This window comes from Methylobacillus pratensis (assembly GCF_054072455.1).
In genome coordinates, this window is the sequence record NZ_JBSUSR010000001.1 from 891124 (window position 1) to 913370 (window position 22247).

General features: G+C 57.6%; 25 protein-coding genes. 17 read left to right on the forward strand and 8 right to left on the reverse strand.

The features are described 5' to 3' along the window. Positions 1-18: 18 nt before the first annotated feature. The gene (locus ACW4YW_RS04015) at positions 19-1359 is read left to right on the forward strand and encodes a sensor histidine kinase (protein ID WP_457136376.1); all 1341 of its coding nucleotides are present in this window, start codon (positions 19-21) and stop codon (positions 1357-1359) included. Between the two features lies 1 nt (position 1360). Here ACW4YW_RS04015 and ACW4YW_RS04020 read toward each other — a convergent pair whose 3' ends face one another. After that, positions 1361-1672, reverse strand: a complete 312-nt coding sequence (locus tag ACW4YW_RS04020; RefSeq protein ID WP_457136377.1) for a hypothetical protein — start codon at positions 1670-1672, stop codon at positions 1361-1363. A gap of 183 nt (positions 1673-1855) precedes the next feature. Here ACW4YW_RS04020 and ACW4YW_RS04025 point away from each other — a divergent pair, with 183 nt between their 5' ends. Both ACW4YW_RS04025 and ACW4YW_RS04030 read left to right on the forward strand, forming a co-directional pair. Then, positions 1856-2362, forward strand: a complete 507-nt coding sequence (locus ACW4YW_RS04025; protein ID WP_457136378.1) for a MarR family winged helix-turn-helix transcriptional regulator — start codon at positions 1856-1858, stop codon at positions 2360-2362. Continuing rightward, positions 2359-3513: an MFS transporter gene (locus ACW4YW_RS04030; RefSeq protein ID WP_457136379.1), complete on the forward strand. Its 1155-nt coding sequence runs from the start codon at positions 2359-2361 to the stop codon at positions 3511-3513. The genes ACW4YW_RS04025 and ACW4YW_RS04030 overlap by 4 nt, the downstream gene beginning before the upstream one ends. A gap of 67 nt (positions 3514-3580) precedes the next feature. Here the strand turns inward: ACW4YW_RS04030 and ACW4YW_RS04035 are convergent, their stop codons facing one another. Beyond that, positions 3581-3910 (reverse strand): cupin domain-containing protein, encoded by a 330-nt coding sequence (locus ACW4YW_RS04035; RefSeq protein ID WP_457136380.1) that lies wholly within the window; start codon positions 3908-3910, stop codon positions 3581-3583. Positions 3911-4029: 119 nt separating this feature from the next. Here ACW4YW_RS04035 and ACW4YW_RS04040 point away from each other — a divergent pair, with 119 nt between their 5' ends. Beyond that, complete coding sequence (locus ACW4YW_RS04040) at positions 4030-4416, forward strand: DUF4144 family protein (RefSeq protein WP_457136381.1); 387 nt, start codon at positions 4030-4032, stop codon at positions 4414-4416. A 3-nt stretch (positions 4417-4419) separates the two neighbouring features. Further along, complete coding sequence (locus ACW4YW_RS04045; protein ID WP_287112028.1) at positions 4420-4632, forward strand: DUF3820 family protein; 213 nt, start codon at positions 4420-4422, stop codon at positions 4630-4632. 430 nt (positions 4633-5062) lie between these two features. Here the strand turns inward: ACW4YW_RS04045 and ACW4YW_RS04050 are convergent, their stop codons facing one another. The 3 genes from ACW4YW_RS04050 to ACW4YW_RS04060 all read right to left on the reverse strand — a co-directional run bounded on the left by ACW4YW_RS04050 (position 5063) and on the right by ACW4YW_RS04060 (position 7323). Next, positions 5063-5335 carry a hypothetical protein gene (locus ACW4YW_RS04050; protein ID WP_287112027.1) on the reverse strand — a complete coding sequence of 91 codons (273 nt, stop codon included), beginning with the start codon at positions 5333-5335 and terminating at the stop codon, positions 5063-5065. 344 nt (positions 5336-5679) lie between these two features. After that, positions 5680-6501: a PEP-CTERM sorting domain-containing protein gene (locus ACW4YW_RS04055; RefSeq protein ID WP_457136382.1), complete on the reverse strand. Its 822-nt coding sequence runs from the start codon at positions 6499-6501 to the stop codon at positions 5680-5682. 60 nt (positions 6502-6561) lie between these two features. Next, the gene (locus ACW4YW_RS04060; protein ID WP_457136383.1) at positions 6562-7323 is read right to left on the reverse strand and encodes a PEP-CTERM sorting domain-containing protein; all 762 of its coding nucleotides are present in this window, start codon (positions 7321-7323) and stop codon (positions 6562-6564) included. Positions 7324-7479: 156 nt separating this feature from the next. Between ACW4YW_RS04060 and ACW4YW_RS04065 the strand changes: the two genes are divergently transcribed. From ACW4YW_RS04065 to rpoH, 7 genes are all read left to right on the forward strand, one after another. Beyond that, entirely contained in the window at positions 7480-9666 is a 2187-nt protein-coding gene (locus ACW4YW_RS04065; protein WP_457136384.1) for a TonB-dependent receptor, read from the forward strand. An 83-nt stretch (positions 9667-9749) separates the two neighbouring features. Next, positions 9750-10505: a ZIP family metal transporter gene (locus ACW4YW_RS04070; protein ID WP_457136385.1), complete on the forward strand. Its 756-nt coding sequence runs from the start codon at positions 9750-9752 to the stop codon at positions 10503-10505. Positions 10506-10543: 38 nt separating this feature from the next. Continuing rightward, positions 10544-11080, forward strand: a complete 537-nt coding sequence (locus ACW4YW_RS04075; RefSeq protein ID WP_457136386.1) for a DUF2796 domain-containing protein — start codon at positions 10544-10546, stop codon at positions 11078-11080. A 2-nt stretch (positions 11081-11082) separates the two neighbouring features. Next, positions 11083-11781, forward strand: coding sequence for an ATP-binding cassette domain-containing protein (locus ACW4YW_RS04080; RefSeq protein WP_457136387.1), 699 nt, complete (start codon positions 11083-11085; stop codon positions 11779-11781). Continuing rightward, a complete protein-coding gene (locus tag ACW4YW_RS04085) occupies positions 11778-13052 on the forward strand; it encodes an ABC transporter permease (RefSeq protein ID WP_457136388.1) in 1275 nt (424 codons plus the stop codon). Before ACW4YW_RS04080 ends, ACW4YW_RS04085 begins: the two co-directional genes overlap by 4 nt. A gap of 34 nt (positions 13053-13086) precedes the next feature. Next, complete coding sequence (locus ACW4YW_RS04090) at positions 13087-13701, forward strand: DUF3299 domain-containing protein (protein ID WP_457136389.1); 615 nt, start codon at positions 13087-13089, stop codon at positions 13699-13701. A 157-nt stretch (positions 13702-13858) separates the two neighbouring features. After that, on the forward strand, positions 13859-14716 hold the full coding sequence (gene rpoH / locus ACW4YW_RS04095) for an RNA polymerase sigma factor RpoH (RefSeq protein ID WP_457136390.1): 858 nt from the start codon (positions 13859-13861) through the stop codon (positions 14714-14716). 68 nt (positions 14717-14784) lie between these two features. Here rpoH and ACW4YW_RS04100 read toward each other — a convergent pair whose 3' ends face one another. The 3 genes from ACW4YW_RS04100 to ACW4YW_RS04110 are packed head-to-tail and all read right to left on the reverse strand — an operon-like array spanning position 14785 to position 17100. Beyond that, a complete protein-coding gene (locus tag ACW4YW_RS04100) occupies positions 14785-14919 on the reverse strand; it encodes a hypothetical protein (protein WP_457136391.1) in 135 nt (44 codons plus the stop codon). Between the two features lie 16 nt (positions 14920-14935). Further along, on the reverse strand, positions 14936-15142 hold the full coding sequence (gene ccoS, locus ACW4YW_RS04105; RefSeq protein WP_457136392.1) for a cbb3-type cytochrome oxidase assembly protein CcoS: 207 nt from the start codon (positions 15140-15142) through the stop codon (positions 14936-14938). Further along, positions 15139-17100, reverse strand: a complete 1962-nt coding sequence (locus ACW4YW_RS04110; protein ID WP_457136393.1) for a dynamin family protein — start codon at positions 17098-17100, stop codon at positions 15139-15141. Before ACW4YW_RS04110 ends, ccoS begins: the two co-directional genes overlap by 4 nt. Before the next feature lie 192 nt (positions 17101-17292). Here ACW4YW_RS04110 and ACW4YW_RS04115 point away from each other — a divergent pair, with 192 nt between their 5' ends. The 5 genes from ACW4YW_RS04115 (at position 17293) to ACW4YW_RS04135 (ending at position 22205) form a co-directional block, all read left to right on the forward strand. Next, positions 17293-17667 carry a gamma-butyrobetaine hydroxylase-like domain-containing protein gene (locus tag ACW4YW_RS04115; RefSeq protein WP_457136394.1) on the forward strand — a complete coding sequence of 125 codons (375 nt, stop codon included), beginning with the start codon at positions 17293-17295 and terminating at the stop codon, positions 17665-17667. 15 nt (positions 17668-17682) lie between these two features. Continuing rightward, positions 17683-18423, forward strand: coding sequence for a bifunctional demethylmenaquinone methyltransferase/2-methoxy-6-polyprenyl-1,4-benzoquinol methylase UbiE (gene ubiE / locus ACW4YW_RS04120; protein WP_457136395.1), 741 nt, complete (start codon positions 17683-17685; stop codon positions 18421-18423). 35 nt (positions 18424-18458) lie between these two features. Continuing rightward, positions 18459-19046, forward strand: a complete 588-nt coding sequence (locus ACW4YW_RS04125; protein WP_457136396.1) for a ubiquinone biosynthesis accessory factor UbiJ — start codon at positions 18459-18461, stop codon at positions 19044-19046. Positions 19047-19057: 11 nt separating this feature from the next. Next, entirely contained in the window at positions 19058-20602 is a 1545-nt protein-coding gene (gene ubiB / locus ACW4YW_RS04130; protein ID WP_457136397.1) for a ubiquinone biosynthesis regulatory protein kinase UbiB, read from the forward strand. A gap of 142 nt (positions 20603-20744) precedes the next feature. Further along, entirely contained in the window at positions 20745-22205 is a 1461-nt protein-coding gene (locus tag ACW4YW_RS04135; RefSeq protein ID WP_457136398.1) for a sodium:solute symporter family protein, read from the forward strand. The last annotated feature ends 42 nt before the right edge of the window (positions 22206-22247 follow it).

A 22247-nucleotide genomic window follows, 5' to 3' on the forward strand; every position in this document is an offset into this window, starting at 1 on the left:
CCTGACCGGGCCATACGCATGGGCAAGCTATTCTGGAAAATATTCCTCGGGTTTTCGCTGACATTACTGGTGACGGTTGCGGGCGTCGGCGGCGCAATCTACCTGAATGAAAGAAACCCTTCCGGCGAAGAAGGCTTCCTGCGCGACCGCAGGGCGGATTTCGTTGTCGGCATCACCGCCAACGCTCTGCAATACGGCGGGGAAGCCGGCGCCAAGGCCTTGTTCGATAACTGGCCGGGGCACAAGGTGCCAACCGTCCTGGTGATCGACCAGGACCACAAGGATCTACTCAACCGCACGGTCCGGCCCGAAACCCTGCAGCAAGCCATCCAGGCGCTGGACAAATCCCCGCCCATCCCCAGCGTGCGGCGCGTGCAGGCCAGCGACGGCAAGCAATACATCCTCTTCATCCCCGCCGAGAGCGCAGACTCTGCAGGCCCGCCCCGCTACAACCTGCAACTGCAGATTTTCATCGCCCTGCTCGCAAGCCTGCTGTTCAGCGCCGGTTTTGCGCTCTACCTGAGCCGCCCGATCAAACTCCTGCGCCAAGCCAGCCGTAGGCTTGCCGAGGGCGACTTGAGCACGCGCGTAAGCCCGGAGCTCGGCAATCGCAACGATGAGTTGATAGAGCTGGGCGAAGATTTCGACTATATGGCAACGCGGCTGCAAACCCTGCTCGATGCCCAACGCCTCTTGCTGCACGATGTCTCGCATGAGCTGCGCTCGCCGGTCGCCCGCATGCGACTGGCGGTGGGCCTGGCCCAGCAGCAGCCGGATAAGCTGGCCTCGGCGCTCAGCCGCATCGAGCGTGAAACCGAGCGGCTGGACGAGCTGCTCGGCCAGATGCTGACGCTTTCGCGACTGGAATCTGGCATCAGCAGCGAAAGCAGCGAAAAGCTCAACCTCAATGACCTGCTCGCCACCATTGTCCAGGACGCCAATTTCGAGGCGCAAGCCGTCGGCAGCAGCATCGAGTTCCACGCGTCGAACGAAGTGATATTGCACGGCCATTACGAGCTGCTGCGCCGCGCGTTCGAGAACATCATCCGCAATGCGCTCAAGTACAACCAGGCCGGCGAACCGATCGAGGTATCCATCAGGCAGGAGCATCATTCCGTGACGGTGGAAGTGCGCGACCATGGCCCAGGCTTGCCGGAAACGGAAGTGGAGTCGGTATTCCAACCGTTCTACCGCGTGCGCGGCACGGACAAGGCAGGACATATCGGTTATGGCTTGGGCTTGGCGATTGCCAAGCGCGCCATCGAACACCATCAGGGGAGCATTTCGCTCAGCAACTGCGATGACGGCGGTCTATGCGTACGCTGCACCTTCCCATTAGCCATCACAGCGTCTTCGTGAGTTATTGCAGGGTAAAAATGTAATTGGGGCTGAATTCCACCGCGTAGCCAGCTGGCACTTCTGCCGCATGCCTCGCGGTACGCAATTGCGCTGGCAGCGACCTCGGCAGCAGGTATTCATAATGCAGTGAATCGGTAGTGGCCTTGAGTTGCTCCTTGGGCAGGCGCACCACGCGCTCGGGGTGTTTCCTGTCCCGCGCAGGCCCCACATGCCAGTCGAGCGCCAGGCAAATATCATCCTGGTGCTCGAAAGCATCACTCAGGTAGATATCCCCGCCGTCGTCAAATGCAACACATACCTTGAACAGTTCCATACAAGCTTCCCGATTATTCTTGCTGTGATTGAGAAGGCGCCATCATGCTTGAGCGATACCTGATGCGCAGTAGGAAGCACCTGAAGTTGACGTAGGAGAATACTGATAGGCCAAACTTGCAGATTTGCTGGCCAGGAGATTTTATCTTAATATCGAGATAAATTAACTTAACATCAAGATATTATGAAAACTCAATCCTCCGCCCAAGATCATATCGACCGGCTGATCGCGAATTGGGAAAACATCAGCCCCGGGCGCGACTATCGCGATATGGAGTTGGCGACGCGTCTGTTGCGCACCGTCACCCTGCTCATGAAGGACATCATGCCGGTCATCAATGATGCCGGGTTGAACCAAGGGGAGTTCGATGTCATCGCCACGCTCTACCGCAACGGCGGGACGCTTTCCCCGACCGCGCTTTACCAGCGCCTGCTGATCACCTCGGGCGCCATGACCAACCGGCTGGACACCCTGGAATCCAAAGGATTGGTGGAGCGTACGCCATATGCCCAAGACAAGCGCAGCACCGTGGTCAAACTAACGGCGGATGGCAGGATGCTATTCGAGCCATTGCTCGAACGCTATCTTGCCAAGCTATCTTCCGCCCTGAGTCCGGTTCAGGAACAAGAAAGGAAGGCCATCAATCAAGGCCTGCGCCAATTACTGCTGCATTTGGAGCAATTGCAATGAGGCGCAATGTGCTCATCGTCGTGATGTTGGTAGTGCTGGGGATCAACCTGCGCCCCATCATGGCCACCATAGGCCCGCTGACCGATTACCTCCTCCACCAGTGGCAGCTATCCTATGGCTGGATCTCGTTGCTGAACGGCCTGCCGATCATCATGATGGGGCTGGGAGCGCTGGCAAGCCATCGGCTTTTGCGACATGCAGACTTACGGCGGCTGATCTCATTCGCACTGCTCATCCTGGGCATCAGCACCCTGGGCAGGCTGATAGACCACAGCCCGGCAACCATGATCGCTTCTGCCGTCATGGCAGGCCTGGGCATCGCGCTGGCGCAGGCTTTCCTGCCGATTGTCATCAAACGGCAGTGGCCTGGGCATACCGCCTCATTCATGGGCATCTACGTCTCCGCCATCATGGCGGGGGCGGCCATCTCGGCCGCAGGCGCTCCCATATTGCTCGAGCATGCCGGTGCCGCGTTGGCGCTGGGCAGCTGGGGCTGGCTGGCCGTCCCCGCCCTATTGCTGTTCCTTCGGCTGGTTCCCGTCATCCCGCCGCAAGGCGCCGTTGCCGATACGTCATCGCTAACGCCCGGGCGTTTCTGGCGCCTGGCGGTTTTCTTCGGCCTGGGCACCTCCGGCTTTACCTGCATGCTGGCATGGCTGCCGCCGCACTTCCTCGACCTCGGCTACCCTCCCACCCAAGCCGGGCTGGCGCTCGCCCTGCTGAGCGCCACTGAAGTCGTCTCGGGATTGGTGCTGTCGCAACTGGCGGCAAGATCGGCGGACAGGCGTCCCTGGGTCATCCTGGCATTGCTGCTGGCGATCGCAGGAATGCTCTGCCTGAATGCAGGGCCAAATGGCGCATGGCTCGGCGTTGTCCTAGCGGGTGCCGGCGTCGGCGCGTTGTTTCCGCTCAGCCTGATCATCTGCATGGACCACCTGGAGGACGCACAAGCAGCCGGCATCGTCACCGCGCGCGTGCAGGGCGTGGGCTACCTGATCGCCGGGATATTGCCCATAGTGGCAGGCGTCATGAGGGACGCCATGCATCACTTCGGGCTGGTCTGGATAGGCTTGGCAGCCGTCTTTGCCGTGGCAATATGGCTGGCCGTGGGATTCGATCCCAAGCGCTATGCACGATACCGCGTGCATTAACAGGGAATGAAAAATGAGTGCTAGAAGGTGGGCCGGCCTGCATGGAAGCCACAGGCCGGCGTGGCGATTAACGTGTGAAGAACAGCTTGATGCGGCGGTAAATGCGGCCGACGAGGGTGCCGTCCAGCTGGTAATGCTTGCGCAGGGGCTGCTTGACTTCCCATGTGCAGCGCAGGCCTGCAGGGAAAGTGACCAGGTCGCCCTTGCGGAAAGTCACGGGTGCGCCTCCATCGTTAGGCGTAATCACCACTTCCCCATCGAGCACATAGGCAATTTCCTGTTCGGGGAACACCCATGGGAATGTCGAGACTTCCTTGGACCAGGTCGGCCACTTGCTGACTCCCAGTTGCTCCAGGCGGGCGGCGGACGGCTTGCTTTCAATCACGATCTTGCTCATTGATATACTTTCAGTGTTGCCCCTTTCGATATTGTTCCAATATTGAAAGGGGCGTTTTAAAATCATGTTCCTGGATAACAGGAGCAAAAAGCCGTTATGGTAACGCCCATGCCTTCACAATGCCAGCAAGTCCCCAAATTCCTGCCCGCAGCGGGCCGATCAAGACTGAAGAGCGGCTGATGACGCTTGCAACTGCACAACCGCCCGTATGGCCGGCATTGGTCCAGCATCATGGCGATGCCGAGCTTGAGTTCATCCCTGATGCGGGTACGTTCGAGGCATGGCAAGCAGGCTCCACATCGGCAAAGCTCATCGATGCGGAAGGGAAGATTTTTGATCTGGATAGGAACAAGCGCCTAACCGCGGCAGGCTCCGCCTCGTTGGCGGAAGTCCTGGCGTTGATCCGCGCCCACGCCTCGCTGGAAGGTATTTGCTGCACGCCAAAACTCGGTGCGCCTGACATCCCCTCGGCCATCGCGCTCCTCTCCAGCCTGGTGAAAGCGTAATCGATGGACACTCGCGACTTGGAGTTGCTGGTCACCCGCACCATGCCTTTCGGCAAATACAAAGGACGGTTGATTGCCGACCTGCCCGGGCACTACCTCAATTGGTTTGCCCGCGAAGGCTTTCCTCCTGGTGAAATTGGGCGCCTATTGGCCTTGATGCAAGAGCTGGACCACAACGGCCTCTCCGGCCTGCTCACACCCTTGCGCCCGCAATAATCCGCTTGTCGGGTTTTCTAAGCAGGTGATTCACAATCATGCAGCCGGAATGATGTCGGGCATATGAAATGAAAACGCCGGGCAAAAAGCCCGGCGTTGGATTTTGAGTCTTCCGCCAGGGGGGGGATGGCTTGGACTCTAGATAGCCCTATGAACGGGCTGGTACTTCACTTCATCAGTAAGCACCTTCCATGCCAACCATAATAACTCATTGATTAAAATAATAATAAATATTATTTGCCCCAATGTACTCACTGGCGACATGTCTCCAAAAAGAGACGCAATCTACCAAATACGCTTTATGATATAAATCTAAGCATATGTTTTTTAACAATAAAACTCTGTCTCCAAAAAGAGACGTCGGCATGACGCCGAATTGAAACACACATTCTATGATGTTTATTCAACAGCATCAGCAGCAAAAACGAACTCAGTTGAGAGACGCCCTATTAGCCAAATGCGCATTTTGCTCCAGCCATAGCTGATCCTGCCGGCGCACTTGTGCAACACGTTCTCGCCAGTCCCGCAATTGGTCATCCTCGATCTGCAGCTGGATCGCCAGTATCTCCTGGCGCGAATAGCCCTCCCGCATCAACTGGGAATGCAGGTGCACGCTCATGCGGGACAACAGGCGCTCCGCCTTTTTGTCGCTCAGCTCCGATGCCTTGGTGAAATACTCTGCCTGGTATGTATAAGCTCTCATGATCAATCTCCTTTGCAAAAACCGAAGCTCATCGTTGAGCCTGAAACAAGGAAGTTAACCCAGCTTGATGTCATCTACATGACAATCATATGTCACAAGAACTAGTCCGATACGCTTCTGCAAGCGGTGTAAAACCGGGCAGATTGAAGCAATGTGCCAGTGGCATGAAAGCAACGCAGCAAATCCAGGCTTGATGCAGGCACTGCAAATCTATTGCAGTGGGTGAGCCGAATGAAGGGAGTTTGAGGAAACTGGAGTGTAAATACCCTGGGCCAGGGCATTACTAAAGGTATATATTAAAACCCACACCCAAGATCAGGTGTGGGGCTCAACAGGCAAACCGGCTACCGCTTTAATTTCAGGCGCCAGCCGACCATCAGCATCAAGCCGACTAATAGCATCGCCCAGGTATCAGTCTCAGGCACTGCCGCCGCAATGCGCAGGTTGAAGGCTTCATCGTATTGCGCCTGAGTAATGCCGGCCGACTTGAACAATACATGGAAAGGGTCCGAGTCTATGTATTTCTGTTCGCCGTTTTCCATGGCAGGCGACCATATCTGCAACGTCAGAAGATAGGCCCCTGCCGGTGCGGAATCAGATAGCTTCCAATCGAGATGGGAGTGGAAAGTCCCATTCCGGCTAGCTGCATCGATTGCAGCGGTTTGCGGCCCGCCAATGCCGTCCGCACTGTAGACAGTGCCTCCTGCATAGTAGTTGTACTGCGCCGCATAAGTGGCATTGCCTGGATTCAGCATGTAGTTGATCCAGACATCGGTCGGGATCGCGCCATAGAGCGTCACCGTTGCGCCGCTTGCCGCATCGCCCCAGAGTCCGGTGTTCGGATCCCAGTAGGATAGGGTTCCCAGCGCCCTGAAATGTATTTCCTCCCCATTCTTGAAAGTATTGGCGAAGGATTGGAAGCCAGGATCATCCGTAACACGCGGTCCGCCTTCCAGGTCATCAAAATATCCCGGGAAAATCTTGTAACCGGTTTGGGTATCGACAGGCAATTTGCCAGCCAAGTCAAAATCGCCATAAAAATCGATGCCGATCTTGCTGCCAGCGACCGGACCGTTGCTGGTATTAACCCGCACATCGTAATGCACGGCCTGGGCAAAGGTGGCGTAACCCAGCATGGCGAATGCCAATATAGAAGATTTGATCATTGCTTGCTCCTCGATCGGTGCTCAAAGAAAAGCACCCTTATGGGTGCTTTTCTTACAGGATTAGGCCTGTTGACGACGACGCAATTGCCAGCCCATCAAACCCAGACCAGCCAGGAACATGGCATAAGTGCTAGGCTCAGGTACCGCTACAACCAGATTGTCTTGCAGGTCGTGGAGCGCATGGTGAGCGTCACTTGCACTCAAGCCATTGTTAAGCACGAGATAGAAGGGGTCAGAAGAGAGGTAACCGTTCTCGGAAAGTACCAAGGCGCCATTTTGCAACTCAAGCGAAACCAGTTGCAAGGTGATGAAATAGACGCCATCGGTTGGAGAACCTGAAGCCGAACTGATGCTGAAATCAAGATGAGAGTGAATCTTACCTGTGGAACCAGCCTGGCCAATCAGGCCAAAACTATCGCCGCTGATACCATCAACGCCCCATGTGGTGGTTTCGCCATAGGCACCCGCAACACTGATGGTTTCACCATTGTTGACCACATTGGTCCAAACATCGCCAGTCCAAGACCACAAGTTGCCAATTGCCTGATAACCGATGATGGAACCAGGAGCAAAAGTGTTGGTGGCACTATCGAAGCCAGGGTTGCTTGTCGCATAAGGACCACGGGCAAAATCGCGGAAATCGCCCTCGAAAATAGGATAATTAGTACCTTCTTGGTAGTGCAATCCTGATTCAGCACTACCCACTGCAAACTGACCATTATTCACTGACACGATGATATCGCCTGCATGCAGGTCCTCTGCAAATGCAGCCCCGCTGAACAAGCTCGCACCGACAAACAAAGTTGCAACTAAATGACGCATGGTATTACTCCCTTTATAAACAAGAAGATATAAATCCCTACCCAGATACACTATCTGAGCCGTAATTCATAATATACAACACTGTTGCATAATGCAACATAGTAGCATTACAATGCTTGCTGTCATGAAAACTTCAGATAATGCATTGGTTTAGATGTGCGCCCACCTGTCAAATCATCACGATCCTGCCGCCTTGCCGCATTGATTTCCCTGGCTTTTCCTGGCGCTTTTGCATCGGTACTGGCATTCGCTGCCGAAAAGGCAAATGAAGAAGATCCATCGATTGTGCTGGATGCCATTGAAGTGCAGGCTGCGCCGGAAGAACTGACCAACTCGCTTGATCCGTCAAGCACCCTTTCCGGCAAGGAGCTGATGCTGAAAAGCGCAGCGACGCTAGGCGCCACCCTGCAGGACGAACTGGGCGTGGCCAATGCCACATTCGGCCCGAACGTGGGCCTGCCGCTGATCCGCGGGCAGCACGGCCCGCGCACCAGGGTCATGGTCAACGGCGTAGGCACGCATGACGCTTCCGCCATGAGCCCGGACCACGGCACCACGGTGGAATCCCTGCTAGCCAAGGAAATCAAGGTATTGCGCGGTCCGGCCACGATACGCAACGGCGGCGGCGCCATCGGTGGCGCGGTGGAAATCACGGACGGCCGCATCCCCGAGCGCTTGCCGACCAAGACCAAAGTCACGACACAACTACGCTTCAACACCAACCATGACGAGCGCATCATGGCGACCGAACTGCTCACCAAGGCAGGCCAGGTCGCTTTCCATGTCGATGTGCATGGGCGTGAAAGCAACAATATTCATGTGCCGGGCATGGCGATCGACCAGGATGCGATCAAACAGATTTTTGGCAGTGAATTGCCGAATAATACGCATGGTTACACCGACAATACGAACGCTCGCAGTAAAGGAGGGAGCGTCGGCGCCAGCGTTTTTGGTGAGATGGGCTATGTCGGCATTTCGCTAAGCCATTACGCCAACAACTACGGCATCCCGATGGGGCCAGCCCATAGCCACCCGGGAGCACCCGCTGTGGAAGCGGAACGTGTACGTATCGACATGCAGCAAGACCGCATCGACCTTAAGGGAGAGTTGTTTTTGCCATATAAATGGCTGGAAAGCATTGCGTTACGCATCGGCAAATCCAACTACCATCACGATGAACTGAGCAATGGCATGCAACAAACCCGCTTTAGCAATGATGTCATTGAACACCGGCTGGAATTCAACCACCGCTTGTTCCCAAACCTCACCGGTACGCTGGGCTTCCATGGTATCAACCGCGATTTCTCGGCCTTGGGTGTTGAAGCGTTTGTACCGGAGTCGAAGATAGGCACCAAAGGCTTTTACCTGATCGAAACGCTCGATTTCCATCCTTGGCAATTGGAGCTTGGTATTAGGAAAGAGGAATCAACGCTATCGGCATCTGCGCAGCCCATTAAATGGAACGGGGCACTGCTTTATACGAAGGCAGACTTTAGAAAAAAATACAATCCGGAAAGTTATTCCCTAGCATTGAAACGTGCTTATAAAACCGGCAGCATTACCATCAACCGCTGGATTGCGAGGCGGGCGCCTGATATCCAGGAATTGGCCGCATTTGGGCCTCACCTGGCAACCAGAACGTATGATATCGGCAACGGCGATCTAGAAACAGAAACATTGAATGGCTGGGATATCCGCCTGCAGCAAAAGCTGGGCAGGCTGGAAACTAACCTGAATCTGTTCACATATGCCGCAAAGAATTATATCTATCAACAAAATGCTGGCTGCATCTATATGGAGGCTAATATTTTTAGACCTCAAAAATACTGCACGGGCGGTTTGGCATCGATACCACTAATCAACATGCGTTATGAACAGCAGGATGCAAGCTTTCATGGCTACGAAGCTGAAATTGGCTTACCACTTCAAATCCCCGGCATGCGCAAATTCCGCGCCAGCGTATTTGCCGACCAGGTACGCGGCATGCTGGACGACAACACCCACGTGCCGCGCCTCACGCCCGCCCGGCATGGCTTGCTGGTCCAGGCAGGTATGGGCAAATGGGATAGCGATATCCGCCTGACCCATTTCCGCGCGCAGAAGCGTACCGGCACGATGCCCATCGGCGACGAAATGCTGCCGGAGCCCGGCACCGACAGCTACAACCGGGTCGATATCGCGTTACGCCGCAGCATCGAAGTACCCAATTGGTTCACCGGCGACCTCTTCATCAACATGCGCAACGTCACCAATGCGGAAATCCGCAACAGCACCTCGTTCCTGCGTTACTACACGCCCGAGCTGGGCCGCAATATCGAGATCGGCATGCGGATCGACCTTTGATGGCCTGCCCGGAATCTCGCATGAACCAAGGCAAGAATGAGCACTTGCCCTCATTTGTACAGATGAATTAGCGCCGCCGCTCCATGCTCCTGCTCTCCATCTGCATTGCCACCCTGTTGGGCGGCGTCGTTTCAGTCCTGATCTCCTCCGTCGTCTCGCTCACCCTCCTGGCACGGGTCGCGGACAAGATGGTGGCATTCGCCGTCGGGATCTTGCTGGCCTTCGCCTTGACCGACATCCTGCCTGAAGCGATCGAATCGGGCTTATCGCCCCATGACGCCGGCTGGATATTGCTGGCCGGCATCCTGGCGTTCTTCCTGCTGGAGAAAATGGCATTATGGCGACACGACCACCGGCATACGCACGACGAGGCCCATGAAACCGTTCTTGATCAGAAGGTGTCCATGATCGTGATCGGGGACGGATTGCATAATTTTGTCGATGGCGTGCTGATCGCCGCCGCCTTCTTGACCGAACCGGCATTGGGCTGGGCGATGGCCGTCACGGTTATGCTGCACGAGATACCCCAGGAAGTGTCGGATTTCATGGTATTGCTGAGTGCAGGCCTATCAAAAGGTCGAGCTTTGTTGCTCAACGCTATGTCGGGCGCAGCCATGGTGCTGGGCGGCTTTCTCGGCTGGCTGTCATTGGGCACCATGCAAACCGCGATCCCCGTGATACTGGTCGTCGCGGCATCGAGCTTTATCTATATTGCCGTCGCGGACCTGGTGCCGGAATTGCAGCGTCAACGCTCGTTGAAGGATGGCGCAGTCCAGGTTGCATTGATACTAGTCGGGGTTGCCGTGTCGTTGGCGGCCCAGCATCTTCACCATCACTAACCACGGCATTGGCGTGAGAAGGATCAGGAAGGAGACTTATGCATTTATACTCCGGGTTATTCATCCGTGGATTATTCATCGGCAGCCTGTTGCTCGCCACGACGCCTGCGTTCGCGCATGAGCAGCATGCCCATGTGCACGGAGCCGCCAAACTGAACATCGCCATGGAAGGCAAGATATTGATCCTCGCGCTGGAAAGCCCCATGGAAAGCTTGCTGGGCTTCGAGCATGCTCCCCGCAACCCGCAAGAGCAGGCAGCGGTGGACACGTTGAAAAAACAGCTGTCCACACCCGCCCGGCTGTTTGACCTGCCGGGCAAGGCTGGTTGCAAAAGCACGGCGATTACCCTGGAATCGCCGTTGTTCGCAGATAACAAACATCAGCATGACAGCCGTCACGCCGACCTCGATGCCGAGTTTGCCTATGAATGCAGCCAACCAAGCCAATTGAAGGGATTGAGCGTGCGATTGTTCGAACAGTTTCCCCGCCTGCACAAGATCGACGTCCAGGTCGTAGCCGGGCAAACCCGAAAAATCGCCAGGCTCACCCCTGGGCAAAACCAGGTCGCATGGTAGGTATGGCGTCACCGGTCATTCACCTCGAAAACCTGCAGTTTGAATGGACGCCAGGGCAACCCTGCCTCGATATCTCGTCCCTGGACGTGATGCCGGGTGAGCATATCTTCCTGCACGGGCCGAGCGGCAGCGGCAAAAGCACGCTGTTGGGATTGCTCGGCGGCGTGCACCTTCCCCAGGCCGGCACCATCGACATCTTGAGCCAACGACTAGAAACGCTGAACGGCGCGGCGCGCGACCGTTTCCGCGCCGACCATATCGGCCTCCTGTTCCAGCAATTCAACCTGATCCCCTACCTCTCGGTGCTGGACAACGTCCTGCTGCCGTGCCGCTTTTCGCCATACCGGCGCCACAACATTGCCGGCGGCGTGGAGCAGGAAGCCCAGCGCCTGCTTGCGGCGCTCCGCATCGATGCCGCGCTTAGTCGCCGCAAGGTGACGACCCTGAGCATAGGCCAGCAGCAGCGCGTTGCCGCAGCCAGAGCATTGATCGGCAGGCCGGAAATCATCATCGCCGACGAACCCACCTCCGCGCTCGATGCAGGCCATCAACAGGCATTCATCGACCTGTTGATGCAGGAATGCCTCGCTTCCGCCAGCGCCCTTATCTTCGTCAGCCACGACCACCGGCTGGCCGCCAGCTTTGACCGCAGCATTGCGCTTGCCGAGCTCAACCGGGTTGGCGCACAGGTGGCGGAATGAATACGAAATACTTGCTGAAGCTGGCAATACACAGCGCCTGGAACCGCAAGCTGACGCTGGGCATGACCGTGATGGCGATTGCTCTGAGCGTCATGCTGCTGCTCGGGGTGGAGCGCCTGCGCGAGCAGGTGCACCAAGGGTTTGGCCTGTCCGTCTCCGGCACCGACCTGGTAGTGGGTGCGCGCACCAGCCCGGTCCAGCTCATGCTGTACGCGGTGTTCCGCATCGGCGAAGCCACCAACAATATCAGTTGGGCCAGTTACGAAAAGCTGAAAAAGCATCCCATGGTGGCCTGGAGCGTGCCGATCTCGCTGGGAGATTCGCATCGCGGCTTCGCTGTGCTGGGCACCAACCAGGATTACTTCAGGCATTATCGTTACGGCGACCGCCTGCCCTTGGAGTTCGCAGCGGGCCGGCCATTCGCCTCCACCTTTGACGCGGTGCTGGGCGCCGATGTCGCCAAGCAGCTCGGCTACCAGGTAGGCAGCCGCATCACCCTGAGCCACGGTATGGGCATGCACACAGACAGCCTGGCGGAACATGGCGACAAGCCGTTTACCGTCGTCGGTATCCTCAAGCCTACCGGCACGCCGGTCGATCGCACCGTGCATGTCAGCCTGGAAGCCATCAGTGCAATCCACCTGGACTGGGTAGGTGGAGCTCCGGCACCGGGCTTCCAGATTCCGCCGCAATACGTGCAGAAATTCGACCTGCAGCCCAAGGACGTCACCGCCGTGCTGATCGGCCTGAAAAGCCGGGCGGCCGTGTTCCGCGTGCAACGGATGGTGAATGAAAGCAAGGACGAGCCCTTGCTCGCCGTCATGCCCGGCTTGGCGCTGGAGCAACTATGGCAGGTGGTCGGCGTGGCGGAAAAAAGCCTGATGGCGGTATCCGCCATCGTGGTCGTGGTGAGCCTGAGCGGCTTGGTCGCCGTCATCATGGCTGGCCTGAACGAGCGCCGCCGGGAGCTCGCCATCCTGCGGGCGGTCGGCGCGCAACCTAGGGAAATCCTGCTGCTGTTGATGTATGAAGGGATATTCGTCATCCTGGTCAGCATCGTGACCGGCCTGCTCGCCCTGACTATCGCCACTCTTTGCGCAGCCCCCATCATGCAAGCCCATTTCGGCATCAGCATGACGGCCAGTTGGCCCAGCCTGGAAGAACTTCGCCTGCTTGCCGCCATGGCCTTGGTCGGCCTGCTGGCGAGCCTGTTCCCGGCCTGGATGGCCTACAGGCTCTCGCTGGCGGACGGCCTTACGCCCAGGCTGTAAACGCACGGCCGGATCAATCAATCGGAGTGAGAGGATGAAAACGACTTTCTGGATGCTGGGCATCATCGCCGCCATCGTCAGCCACCCCTCGGCGCTGGCCGCTGATTACAAGGTGGGCGAGCGCATCGGTGAAGCCAAGGCGGTATCGAAAGCGAACCCGGCCTATAAGACCCTGGACTGGGACGACATGATGCCTGCGGACTGGGACCCGATGAAATCGCTCAAGGGCCTGGACCTGGACAAGCTGGATGACGCCGATCCGCGTGCAATCAAGGCGCTGGAACAGATGCACAGCGCCTGGAACGACGCTCCCATCGTACAAAAGCTGGACAAGCAGCACGTGCAGATTCCGGGATTCGTCGTGCCCTTGGACATGAACGGGACACAGGTGCGCGAATTCCTGCTGGTGCCTTATTTCGGCGCATGCATCCACGTTCCGCCGCCGCCCAGCAACCAGGTGATCCATATCGTCCTGCCCAAGCCATTGCCCAAGGACCAGCAGAAAACCTTGAACCAGGCGGCGCAGCAATATGGCCCTGTCTCGGTCAGCGGCTTGATGGAAACCGTCTCCAGCAATACCGCGATGGGGTTCGCCGGGTACCGCATCAAGGCCGAGCGCCTCATGCCGTATAAACTAAAAGGTAATTAAGGCGTCACACCACGGAGGCAACAAACCTCATGACGAAAGATCGCTATCAAGCCAGGGACAATGATTGAAATATTCTTCTGTTCTACTCGAAACTTTTCACCACTAGCACTCTCAAACAGTGAGTGCTAGAATCGTTTCCATGACGGAGGTTTCAAATATGACCAACAGCATGACATTACCTGCAATTTCATCTTTCGACAGCCTTGATCAGTACATGCGTGCCATCAAGAGCTTTCCCGTGCTCAGCGCCGAAGAGGAATTGAAGCTGGCAACCCGCCTTCAAAAGGAAAACGACCTGGAGGCTGCCAAAACTCTGGTAGTGTCACATTTGCGCCTGGTGGCAAGCATTGCCCGCAACTATTCGGGCTACGGCCTGCCGCAATCCGACTTGATCCAGGAAGGCAACATCGGCCTCATGAAGGCAGTGCGCCGCTTCGACCCGGAGCGCGGCGTGCGCCTGGTGTCGTTTGCCATGCACTGGATCAAGGCAGAAATTCATGAATACATCGTGCGCAACTGGCGCCTGGTGAAAGTAGCCACGACCAAGGCCCAGCGCAAGCTGTTCTTCAACCTGCGCAGCATGAAGAAAGGGCAATCCGCCAGCCTGCACTCGGACGAAGTGGCGCATATTGCCCGCGAATTGAATGTGAAGCCTGAAGAAGTGCTGGAGATGGAAGCCCGGATGTCCGGGCACGAGATTGCGCTTGAAGGTAATGCGGACGATGAGAACGAGGATGTATTCAGCCCCATCTCCTACCTGCAGGCGACTCATGCCGAGCCTTCCGAAATCCTGGAAGAGCAGGAAGTCGAGCAACTGCATACGACAGGACTGTCTACCGCATTGGCCAAGCTGGACGATCGCAGCCGCCGCATTGTGGAAGCCCGCTGGCTACAGGAAGGCAATAGCGCCACCCTGCATGACTTGGCCGAAGAGTTTGGCGTATCCGCCGAGCGTATCCGCCAGATCGAGCAAAAAGCCATGAAGCAAATGAAGGGCTTCCTGGCTCCGGCTTGACCCAGTTAGGTGTTACCTGCAATAAAAAAGGCTGCAATCGCAGCCTTTTTTATTGCCCTGGTTTTTTCTTAACCGAACAGTATCACCGACAGCACGCTCAACCAAGAAACGGCAATGAGGGCGATCGTGATCGTCAGCGGCAAGTTCTCGAAAGTGAAATAGGACTTGAATCCTTCGTCCGCTTTATTGGTAGTAGTAGCCATGCAAATCCCCAGCAAGTTATTTCTTGATTTTATGCTGATTAGCCCCAGGCTTCAAGTGGTTAAATGGAATCAGGGGGTCGTCGTCGTCCATCAGGATACGCTGCGCAGGGCCTTCCAGGTCGTCATATTGACCGCTCTTGATCGCCCATAGAATCCCCACTGCGGCAAAGCCGATGAACACGAATGTCAGGCCAAGTTGCAGCAGCAGGCTGGTCAGATTCATGCCGCTTCTTCCTCTATTATCCTGTTGTCGAATATCAGCGCATTGTGCATGTGCTGACGCAATATCTTGAGATCGGCCATCTGAGCCAGGATGTTTTTTTCGATGGCCTCCAGCTCGCCGATGCGGTCTTCCAAGGTATCAGTCGCCTTGTAGATGCGCTTGATGCTTTCCAGGCGCCGGCGCAACTGCAGCTGGTGCTCGCGCACCTGGGACTCCATCGGGGCGATCACCGCCTTCAGCCAGTTCTCGACATCATGGTTGGCGACTTCGTATACATGGATCACGCGGCTGGCCAGCGTCTCGAAAAACTTAGACGTCAATGTCATCTTTTCGTTCGTCAGCATATTCAATGTCGTATTGAACTGCTCGCGGTATGCGCGCTCCAGCTTGCCCAGCTCCTTCTGGTAGCGCAGTGTGGAGAACGCTGGCGGCTCAGCCTTGCGCAAGCCGTGGTCCTGCGCGAATTTCTCATACATGGCGTCCATCATGCGCTTGATTTCGTCGATCTGCGCTTCGGATTTCAGCAGGCGGTCGCGCAGGTCCGCAAAGAAGCCGTCCATCGCGCTGCGTATGCTCTTGGTGAAGCTGGCATTGACCATGGTGCTGCGGGTATTGGTCACCTGCACGCGCAGGGCCTCCATGCCGAGCAAGGTGAACAGCTTGTTGGTTTGCTGCGAGAACACGCTGCGCAGGGCCTGGAAGCGCTGCAGCCCCTTCTCGAAGATTTCCTTGTCCACCTTGACCTTGTTCATCATGTGCTCGATGACGTCTTCATTCTTGCCGCGCAAGCCGCGCAGCTCGTCCAGTTGCTCATTGAGGCTGGACAAGCGGGCATCGAGCAGGATGTTGGAGTTCTTCACCAAGTCGTCGATTTCGCTGATGGTGTTGTCGCGCACGATCTCGCGCTTGGAAGGGATCAACTCTTCGGACAACGCCCTTTCCAGGGTGGATAGCCCGCTGCGCTCCAACAGGGCATCGTCCCCTGCAATCTTCGCCAATAAACCCTTCTGGGCCGAAATCGGGAAAATCTGGCCTTGCTCCAGCCCCAGCAGCTCCGCGCTGGACTCGATCTGCTTGGCAATTTCGCGGCTGATCTCGGTCTCGTTGCGCAACTCGTCCCACAGGCCGTCGATCTTGTTCAACACCGCCAGCCTGCCCTTCTGCTTCCAGCGCGTGCCGCTGATGTACTGGCGCCAGACATCGATCTCAGACTTGGTCACACCGGTGTCGGCGGACAGGATAAACAATACAGCATGCGCATTCGGCAGCATGTTGAGGGTCAGTTCCGGCTCGGTGCCGATGGCGTTGAGCCCAGGCGTATCGAGGATCACCAGCCCCTGCTCCAGCAGCGGATGCGGAAAGTTGATGACGGCATAGCGCCAGCAGGGAATGTCCACGGTGCCGTCCGCGTTGAGCGCCAAGGCGTCGTCGGCACTGTTGGTATCGAACAAGCCGTAGCGCTCGGCCTCTTCCACGGTCACGCGCTTAGTGCGGCTGACTTCCTTAAACACTTCCACCATATTGTCGCTGTCGCTCACGTCGAACGGCAAGACGGTCCATTCCTCGGGATAGCGCTTGTATTCGGTGGTGGTGGCATCCGAGGTGCGGGTTTCCACCGGGAGGAGCTGCAGGGAGGTAGGCTTGGAGGGATCGTACAGCAGCTCGGTGGGACACATGGTGGTGCGGCCCGCGCTCGAGGGTAGCAAGCGCTGACCGTAAGCCGAGAAGAAGATGGCGTTGATCAGCTCGGACTTGCCGCGGGAAAACTCCGCCACGAACGCCACGTTGAGCTTGTCCTCGCGCAGGCGCTCCAGTAACTGCTGCAACCGTAGGTCTATCTGTGCATCGTTGAGCTCTTGCTCGTTCAACCAGTTGCGGTAGTCGCAGATTGTTTCCACCAAGGCTTTACGCCACTCGGAATATGCCTGAAAGTGACGTTCAAGCTTGTTGTCAGCCATAGCACCCCCCGATGCTTATTATTTAAGCGCTACTCTAGCATGCTTATGTAAATTCACAAATGAATCAGCCGCCTAAATCCCTTTTCTGAACCTTGCCGCCACCTATCATGCATCGCCAGCGTGACGGTATTTTGAAGCGCGCGAATACATTCTGCTATCATCGCCTTTTGAGTAAATTCCGGCATTTGGCAGATGAGCGGCTTGAGCCCAGAGATTCCACATCCTACCGATATCCGCTTGCACCAGGTTTCGCGCGCATTGGAAATCACCTTCGACAACGGCGTCAGGGGCATGCTGCCGTGCGAGTTCCTGCGCGTGTATTCCCCTTCTGCAGAAGTGCAAGGGCATGGCAACCCGGTGCTGCAAACCGGCAAGCGGGACGTGAACATCACCGGCATCGAGCCAGTGGGTCATTACGCCGTGAAGCTGGTGTTCAGCGATGGCCACGACACCGGCCTTTACTCCTGGGATTATCTTTATGAATTGCTGCAGCAGCATGACGCACTGTGGCAACAATACCTCGACCGGCTCGCCGACGCAGGCGCCAGCCGCGACGCTGACAATTGATTTAAGGCAAACACCATGAGCGACAACGCCAAGACGCACTTCGGCTTCCAGACTGTGGATGAACGCGAGAAAGCCCGCAAGGTCGGTGAAGTATTCCACTCGGTGGCACGCAAGTATGACCTCATGAACGACGTCATGTCCGCGGGCCTGCACCGTGCCTGGAAACGCTTCACCGTCGAGGTCAGCGGCGTCAGGCCCGGCGACCGCGTGCTGGACGTGGCCGGAGGCAGCGGCGACCTGTCCCGCCTGTTCTCCAATAAGGTCGGCCCGACGGGCCAAGTCATCCTGACCGACATCAACGCCTCTATGCTGGCCGTTGGGCGCGATCGCCTGATCGACGATGGCAAGGCTGTTCCCGCGCTGCAATGCGACGCGGAGAAACTGCCCTTCCCTGACCAGTATTTCGATTGCGTCATCGTCGCCTTCGGCCTGCGCAACATGACGCACAAGGACAAGGCGCTGGCCGAAATGCAGCGCGTGCTCAAGCCCGGCGGCCGCCTGCTGGTGCTGGAATTCTCCCAGGTATGGAAGCCGTTGGCGCCGATCTATGATGCCTATTCATTCAAGCTGCTGCCCATCATGGGCAAGCTGTTCGCCAACGACGCGGACAGCTATCGCTACCTGGCCGAATCCATCCGCATGCATCCCGACCAGGAAACCTTGAAGCAGATGATGCTGGATGCCGGCCTCGGCAAGGTCGACTATTACAACCTGGCAGCCGGCGTGGTCGCGCTGCACAAAGGTTGGAAAACCTGACCGCCCTTGCCTAACGCACTGGAATTGAAGTCATCATGCTGAAGCCGCTCCTCACCCGCCTGCTCAATCACCTAATGGCCCAGAACAGCTGGGCTGCCGGACAGTTGCAACCCTTCGGCGGCAAGCACGCCCGCCTGATCCTGCCCCCGTTCAGCGCCACGCTGGCCGTGCTTGAGGATGGCGGGCTGGCGATCGCGGGCGAAACCGCCCATACCGACGCCGCCATCACGGTGCCGCCCTCCGTGGCACTGCGTATGCTGGCCGGCGACGAATCGGCCGGCGCTGCCGCGTCCGTCTCGGGCGATACCGAGTTTGCCGCGGCTTTGGCAAGGGTATTGCAAGGCATCTCATGGGAATATGAAGAGGACTTGAGCCGGGTGATCGGCGACATCCCGGCGCATGAAACCGTCAAGCTCGGCCGCGCCGCCGTTTCGCAGGCAAAACGCCAAACTGCGAATGTGGCCGGCATGCTGGCGGAATATTGGCAGGAAGAGCAACCGCTGATTGCCAAGAAACGCCATATCGAACAATTCGTGCGCGACGTGGATACGCTGCGCGAGGACACCGAGCGTTTGCAAAAGCGCATCGACAAGCTGAAATCCCGCCTGCAGGCGGACCACTAGAAAGAATTCCCATGCGTTGGCTGCGCCTGCTTAACATCATCTTTGTCACGCTGCGCTTCGGCCTGGACGAATTTGTCCTCGGACACACCAGCTTGCGCCCATTGCAGCGCCCGGTGCAAATCCTCCTGTTCTGGCGCGACACTTCGCGCCCGCGCGGCGAACGGCTGCGCTTGGCGCTCGAGTCGCTGGGCCCCATCTTCGTCAAGTTCGGCCAGATGCTCTCCACGCGGCGCGACCTGATTCCGCTGGACCTCGCCGACGAGCTGGCGAAACTGCAGGACCGGGTGCCGGCCTTTGGCTACGATGACGTTGAGACTATCCTCAGGCAGGCCTACGGCAAGCCGGTGCTGGAAGTGTTCCAGAGCTTCGACGTCGAGCCGATCGCCAGCGCCTCGGTCGCCCAGGTGCATTTCGCCCAGCTACCTGACGGCAGGCCGGTGGCGGTCAAAATCCTGCGGCCCGGCATCAGCAAGGTCATAGAGAAAGACCTCAAGCTGCTGGATGGCGCGGCATGGCTACTGCAGACCCTCTCCTCGGACGGCAAGCGACTGAAGCCGCGGGAGGTGGTGGCCGAATTCGCGCGCCATATCCACAGCGAGCTCGACCTCATGCTGGAAGCGGCCAACTGCAGCCTGCTAGGCCGCAACTTTGCCGATAAGCGCCTGCTGCTGGTGCCCGAAGTCTATTGGGACTGGTGCCATGAGCAAGTGATGGTGATGGAGCGCATGAACGGCACGCCGGTCAGCCAGGTCGCCTACCTGCGCGAAATCGGCGTCGACATCCCCAAGCTCGCGCGCGACGGCGTGGAAATCTTCTTCACCCAGGTGTTCCGTGACGGCTTCTTCCATGCCGACATGCACCCGGGCAATGTGCAGGTAGCGGACGACGGCCGCTATGTCGCATTGGATTTCGGCATCATGGGCACCCTCAACGACGAGGACAAGCAATACCTGGCGCGCAACTTCCTCGCCTTCTTCCGCCGCGACTACCGCGAAGTCGCGCGCGCGCATATCGAATCCGGCTGGGCGCCCAAGGATACGCCGCTCGACGAATTCGAGACCGCGATCCGTGCCGTGTGCGAACCCATTTTCGACAAGCCGCTCAAGGAAATCTCGTTCGGCAAGGTATTGCTGCGCCTGTTCCAGACCTCGCGCCGCTTCGGCGTCGAAATCCAGCCCCAGCTCGCCATGCTGCAGAAGACTCTGCTCAACGTCGAGGGCCTGGGACGCGACCTCGACCCCAATCTCGACCTCTGGAAAACCGCACGCCCCTACTTGGAGCGCTGGATGTCGGAACAGATAGGCTGGCGCAGCGCGCTGGACAACCTGAAAGCCGAGCTGCCCTACTGGGGCAAAATTCTTCCCCAAATGCCGCGCCTGATCCACCAGCAGCTGGAGCGCGGCCTGCAACTTCCTCCCACCAATGCCGAGCTGCAACGCATGCTTGAGGAACACCAGCGCCAGACCCGCTGGCTGCGCCTCATCACCGTGGCATTGATCTTGCTGGTGCTGTTGCAAAGCACGGCTATCCTGTTCTGGTGGCTAGCCCGCCATTGATACGAGCCCGGACTATTTCTGCAAAGCCATTGATTTTCAGAGATAAAGCCTACTTTCTGGACAAGTTTTTGCTAAAATCTGCCTTCCTTTGAAAAGGCACCACTTTTATCCAATTTCAACCTCATAGCAAAGGGCTGATTTAGTGCTGATCTGGTTTGTCATTCTCTACGTCCTGGTTTCCATCAGCATCGGCCTGTTTGCCGCCACCCGGGTCAAGACCACCAAGGATTACGCCGTAGCCGGGCGCCACCTGCCCTTGCCGGTAGTGATGGCGACCGTGTTCGCCACCTGGTTCGGCGCGGAAGCCGTATTCGGCGTCTCCGCCACCTTCGTCAAGGATGGCCTCAATGGCATCGTCGCCGACCCGTTCGGCTCCAGCATGTGCCTGGTCATCGCAGGCTTCTTCTTCGCGACCAAGCTCTACAAGCTCAACATCATCACCCTGGGCGACTTCTACCGCATGCGCTACAACCGCACCGTGGAAGTGCTCACCACGATTGCCATTGTCATTTCCTATCTGGGCTGGGTTGCCGCGCAGATCAAGGCGTTAGGCCTGATCTTCCACATCATCACCGACGGCGCGGTGAGCGAGGAAGCCGGCATGATCCTCGGCACGGCCATCGTGCTCACCTATACCACGCTGGGCGGCATGCTCTCGGTCGCCATCCTGGATTTCGTGCAGATGAGCGTGATTATCGGCGGCATGCTCTATATCGCCTACATGGTCTCCGGCATGACCGGCGGCGTCGCGCCCGTCATCGAGCATGCGCGTCTGGCCGGCAAGCTGGACTTCTTCCCGCCAGCAGATCCCTGGCTATGGGTCACCTTCATCGGCGCCTGGATGACCATGATGCTAGGCTCCATCCCACAGCAGGACGTGTTCCAGCGCATCACCTCGGCCAAGAGCGCCAAAGTCGCCATCTGGGGGTCCGTCCTCGGCGCATCGGTCTACTTCTGTTTCACCTTCGTGCCCATGTTCATCGCCTATTCGGCCACCTTGATCGACCCAGGCTTCTTCAACACCCTGATCGACCAGGACTCGCAGCGCGTATTGCCTACGCTAGTGTTGCAGCATATGCCGATCGCTGCGCAGGTGATTTTCTTCGGCGCCGTGCTGTCGGCGATCATGAGCTGTTCGTCCGCCACCTTGCTCGCGCCTTCCATCTCGTTCGCCGAGAACATCGTCCGCGGCTATTTCCCGCACTTGAACGACCGCGGTTTCCTCAAGATCATGCGCATCTGCCTGGTGGGCTTCTCCAGCTGCGTGCTGGTCTATGCATTGAACACCGAGCTGTCCATCTTCCGCATGGTGGAATCCGCCTACAAGATCACGCTGGCGGGCGCTTTCGTGCCGCTGTTCTTCGGCGTGTTCTGGAAACGCGCGACCAACCAGGGTGCGCTGGCCGCCATCATCGGCGGCATCAGCACCTGGGTGTTGGTTGAAGTATTGGTGGGCGAGGAAGGCTTGATACCGCCGCAATTGCTGGGGCTCGGCGTCAGCATCATCGGCATGGTGGCGGGATCGCTATTGCCGCAGAAGATCGCCCCCCAGCGCCGCCATGAGCAACCAAGCTACCTGCACGGCCATGCGGCGCATAAATAGAATAAAGATCACGTATCGTTTACGGCGATACCGCTAACTCAT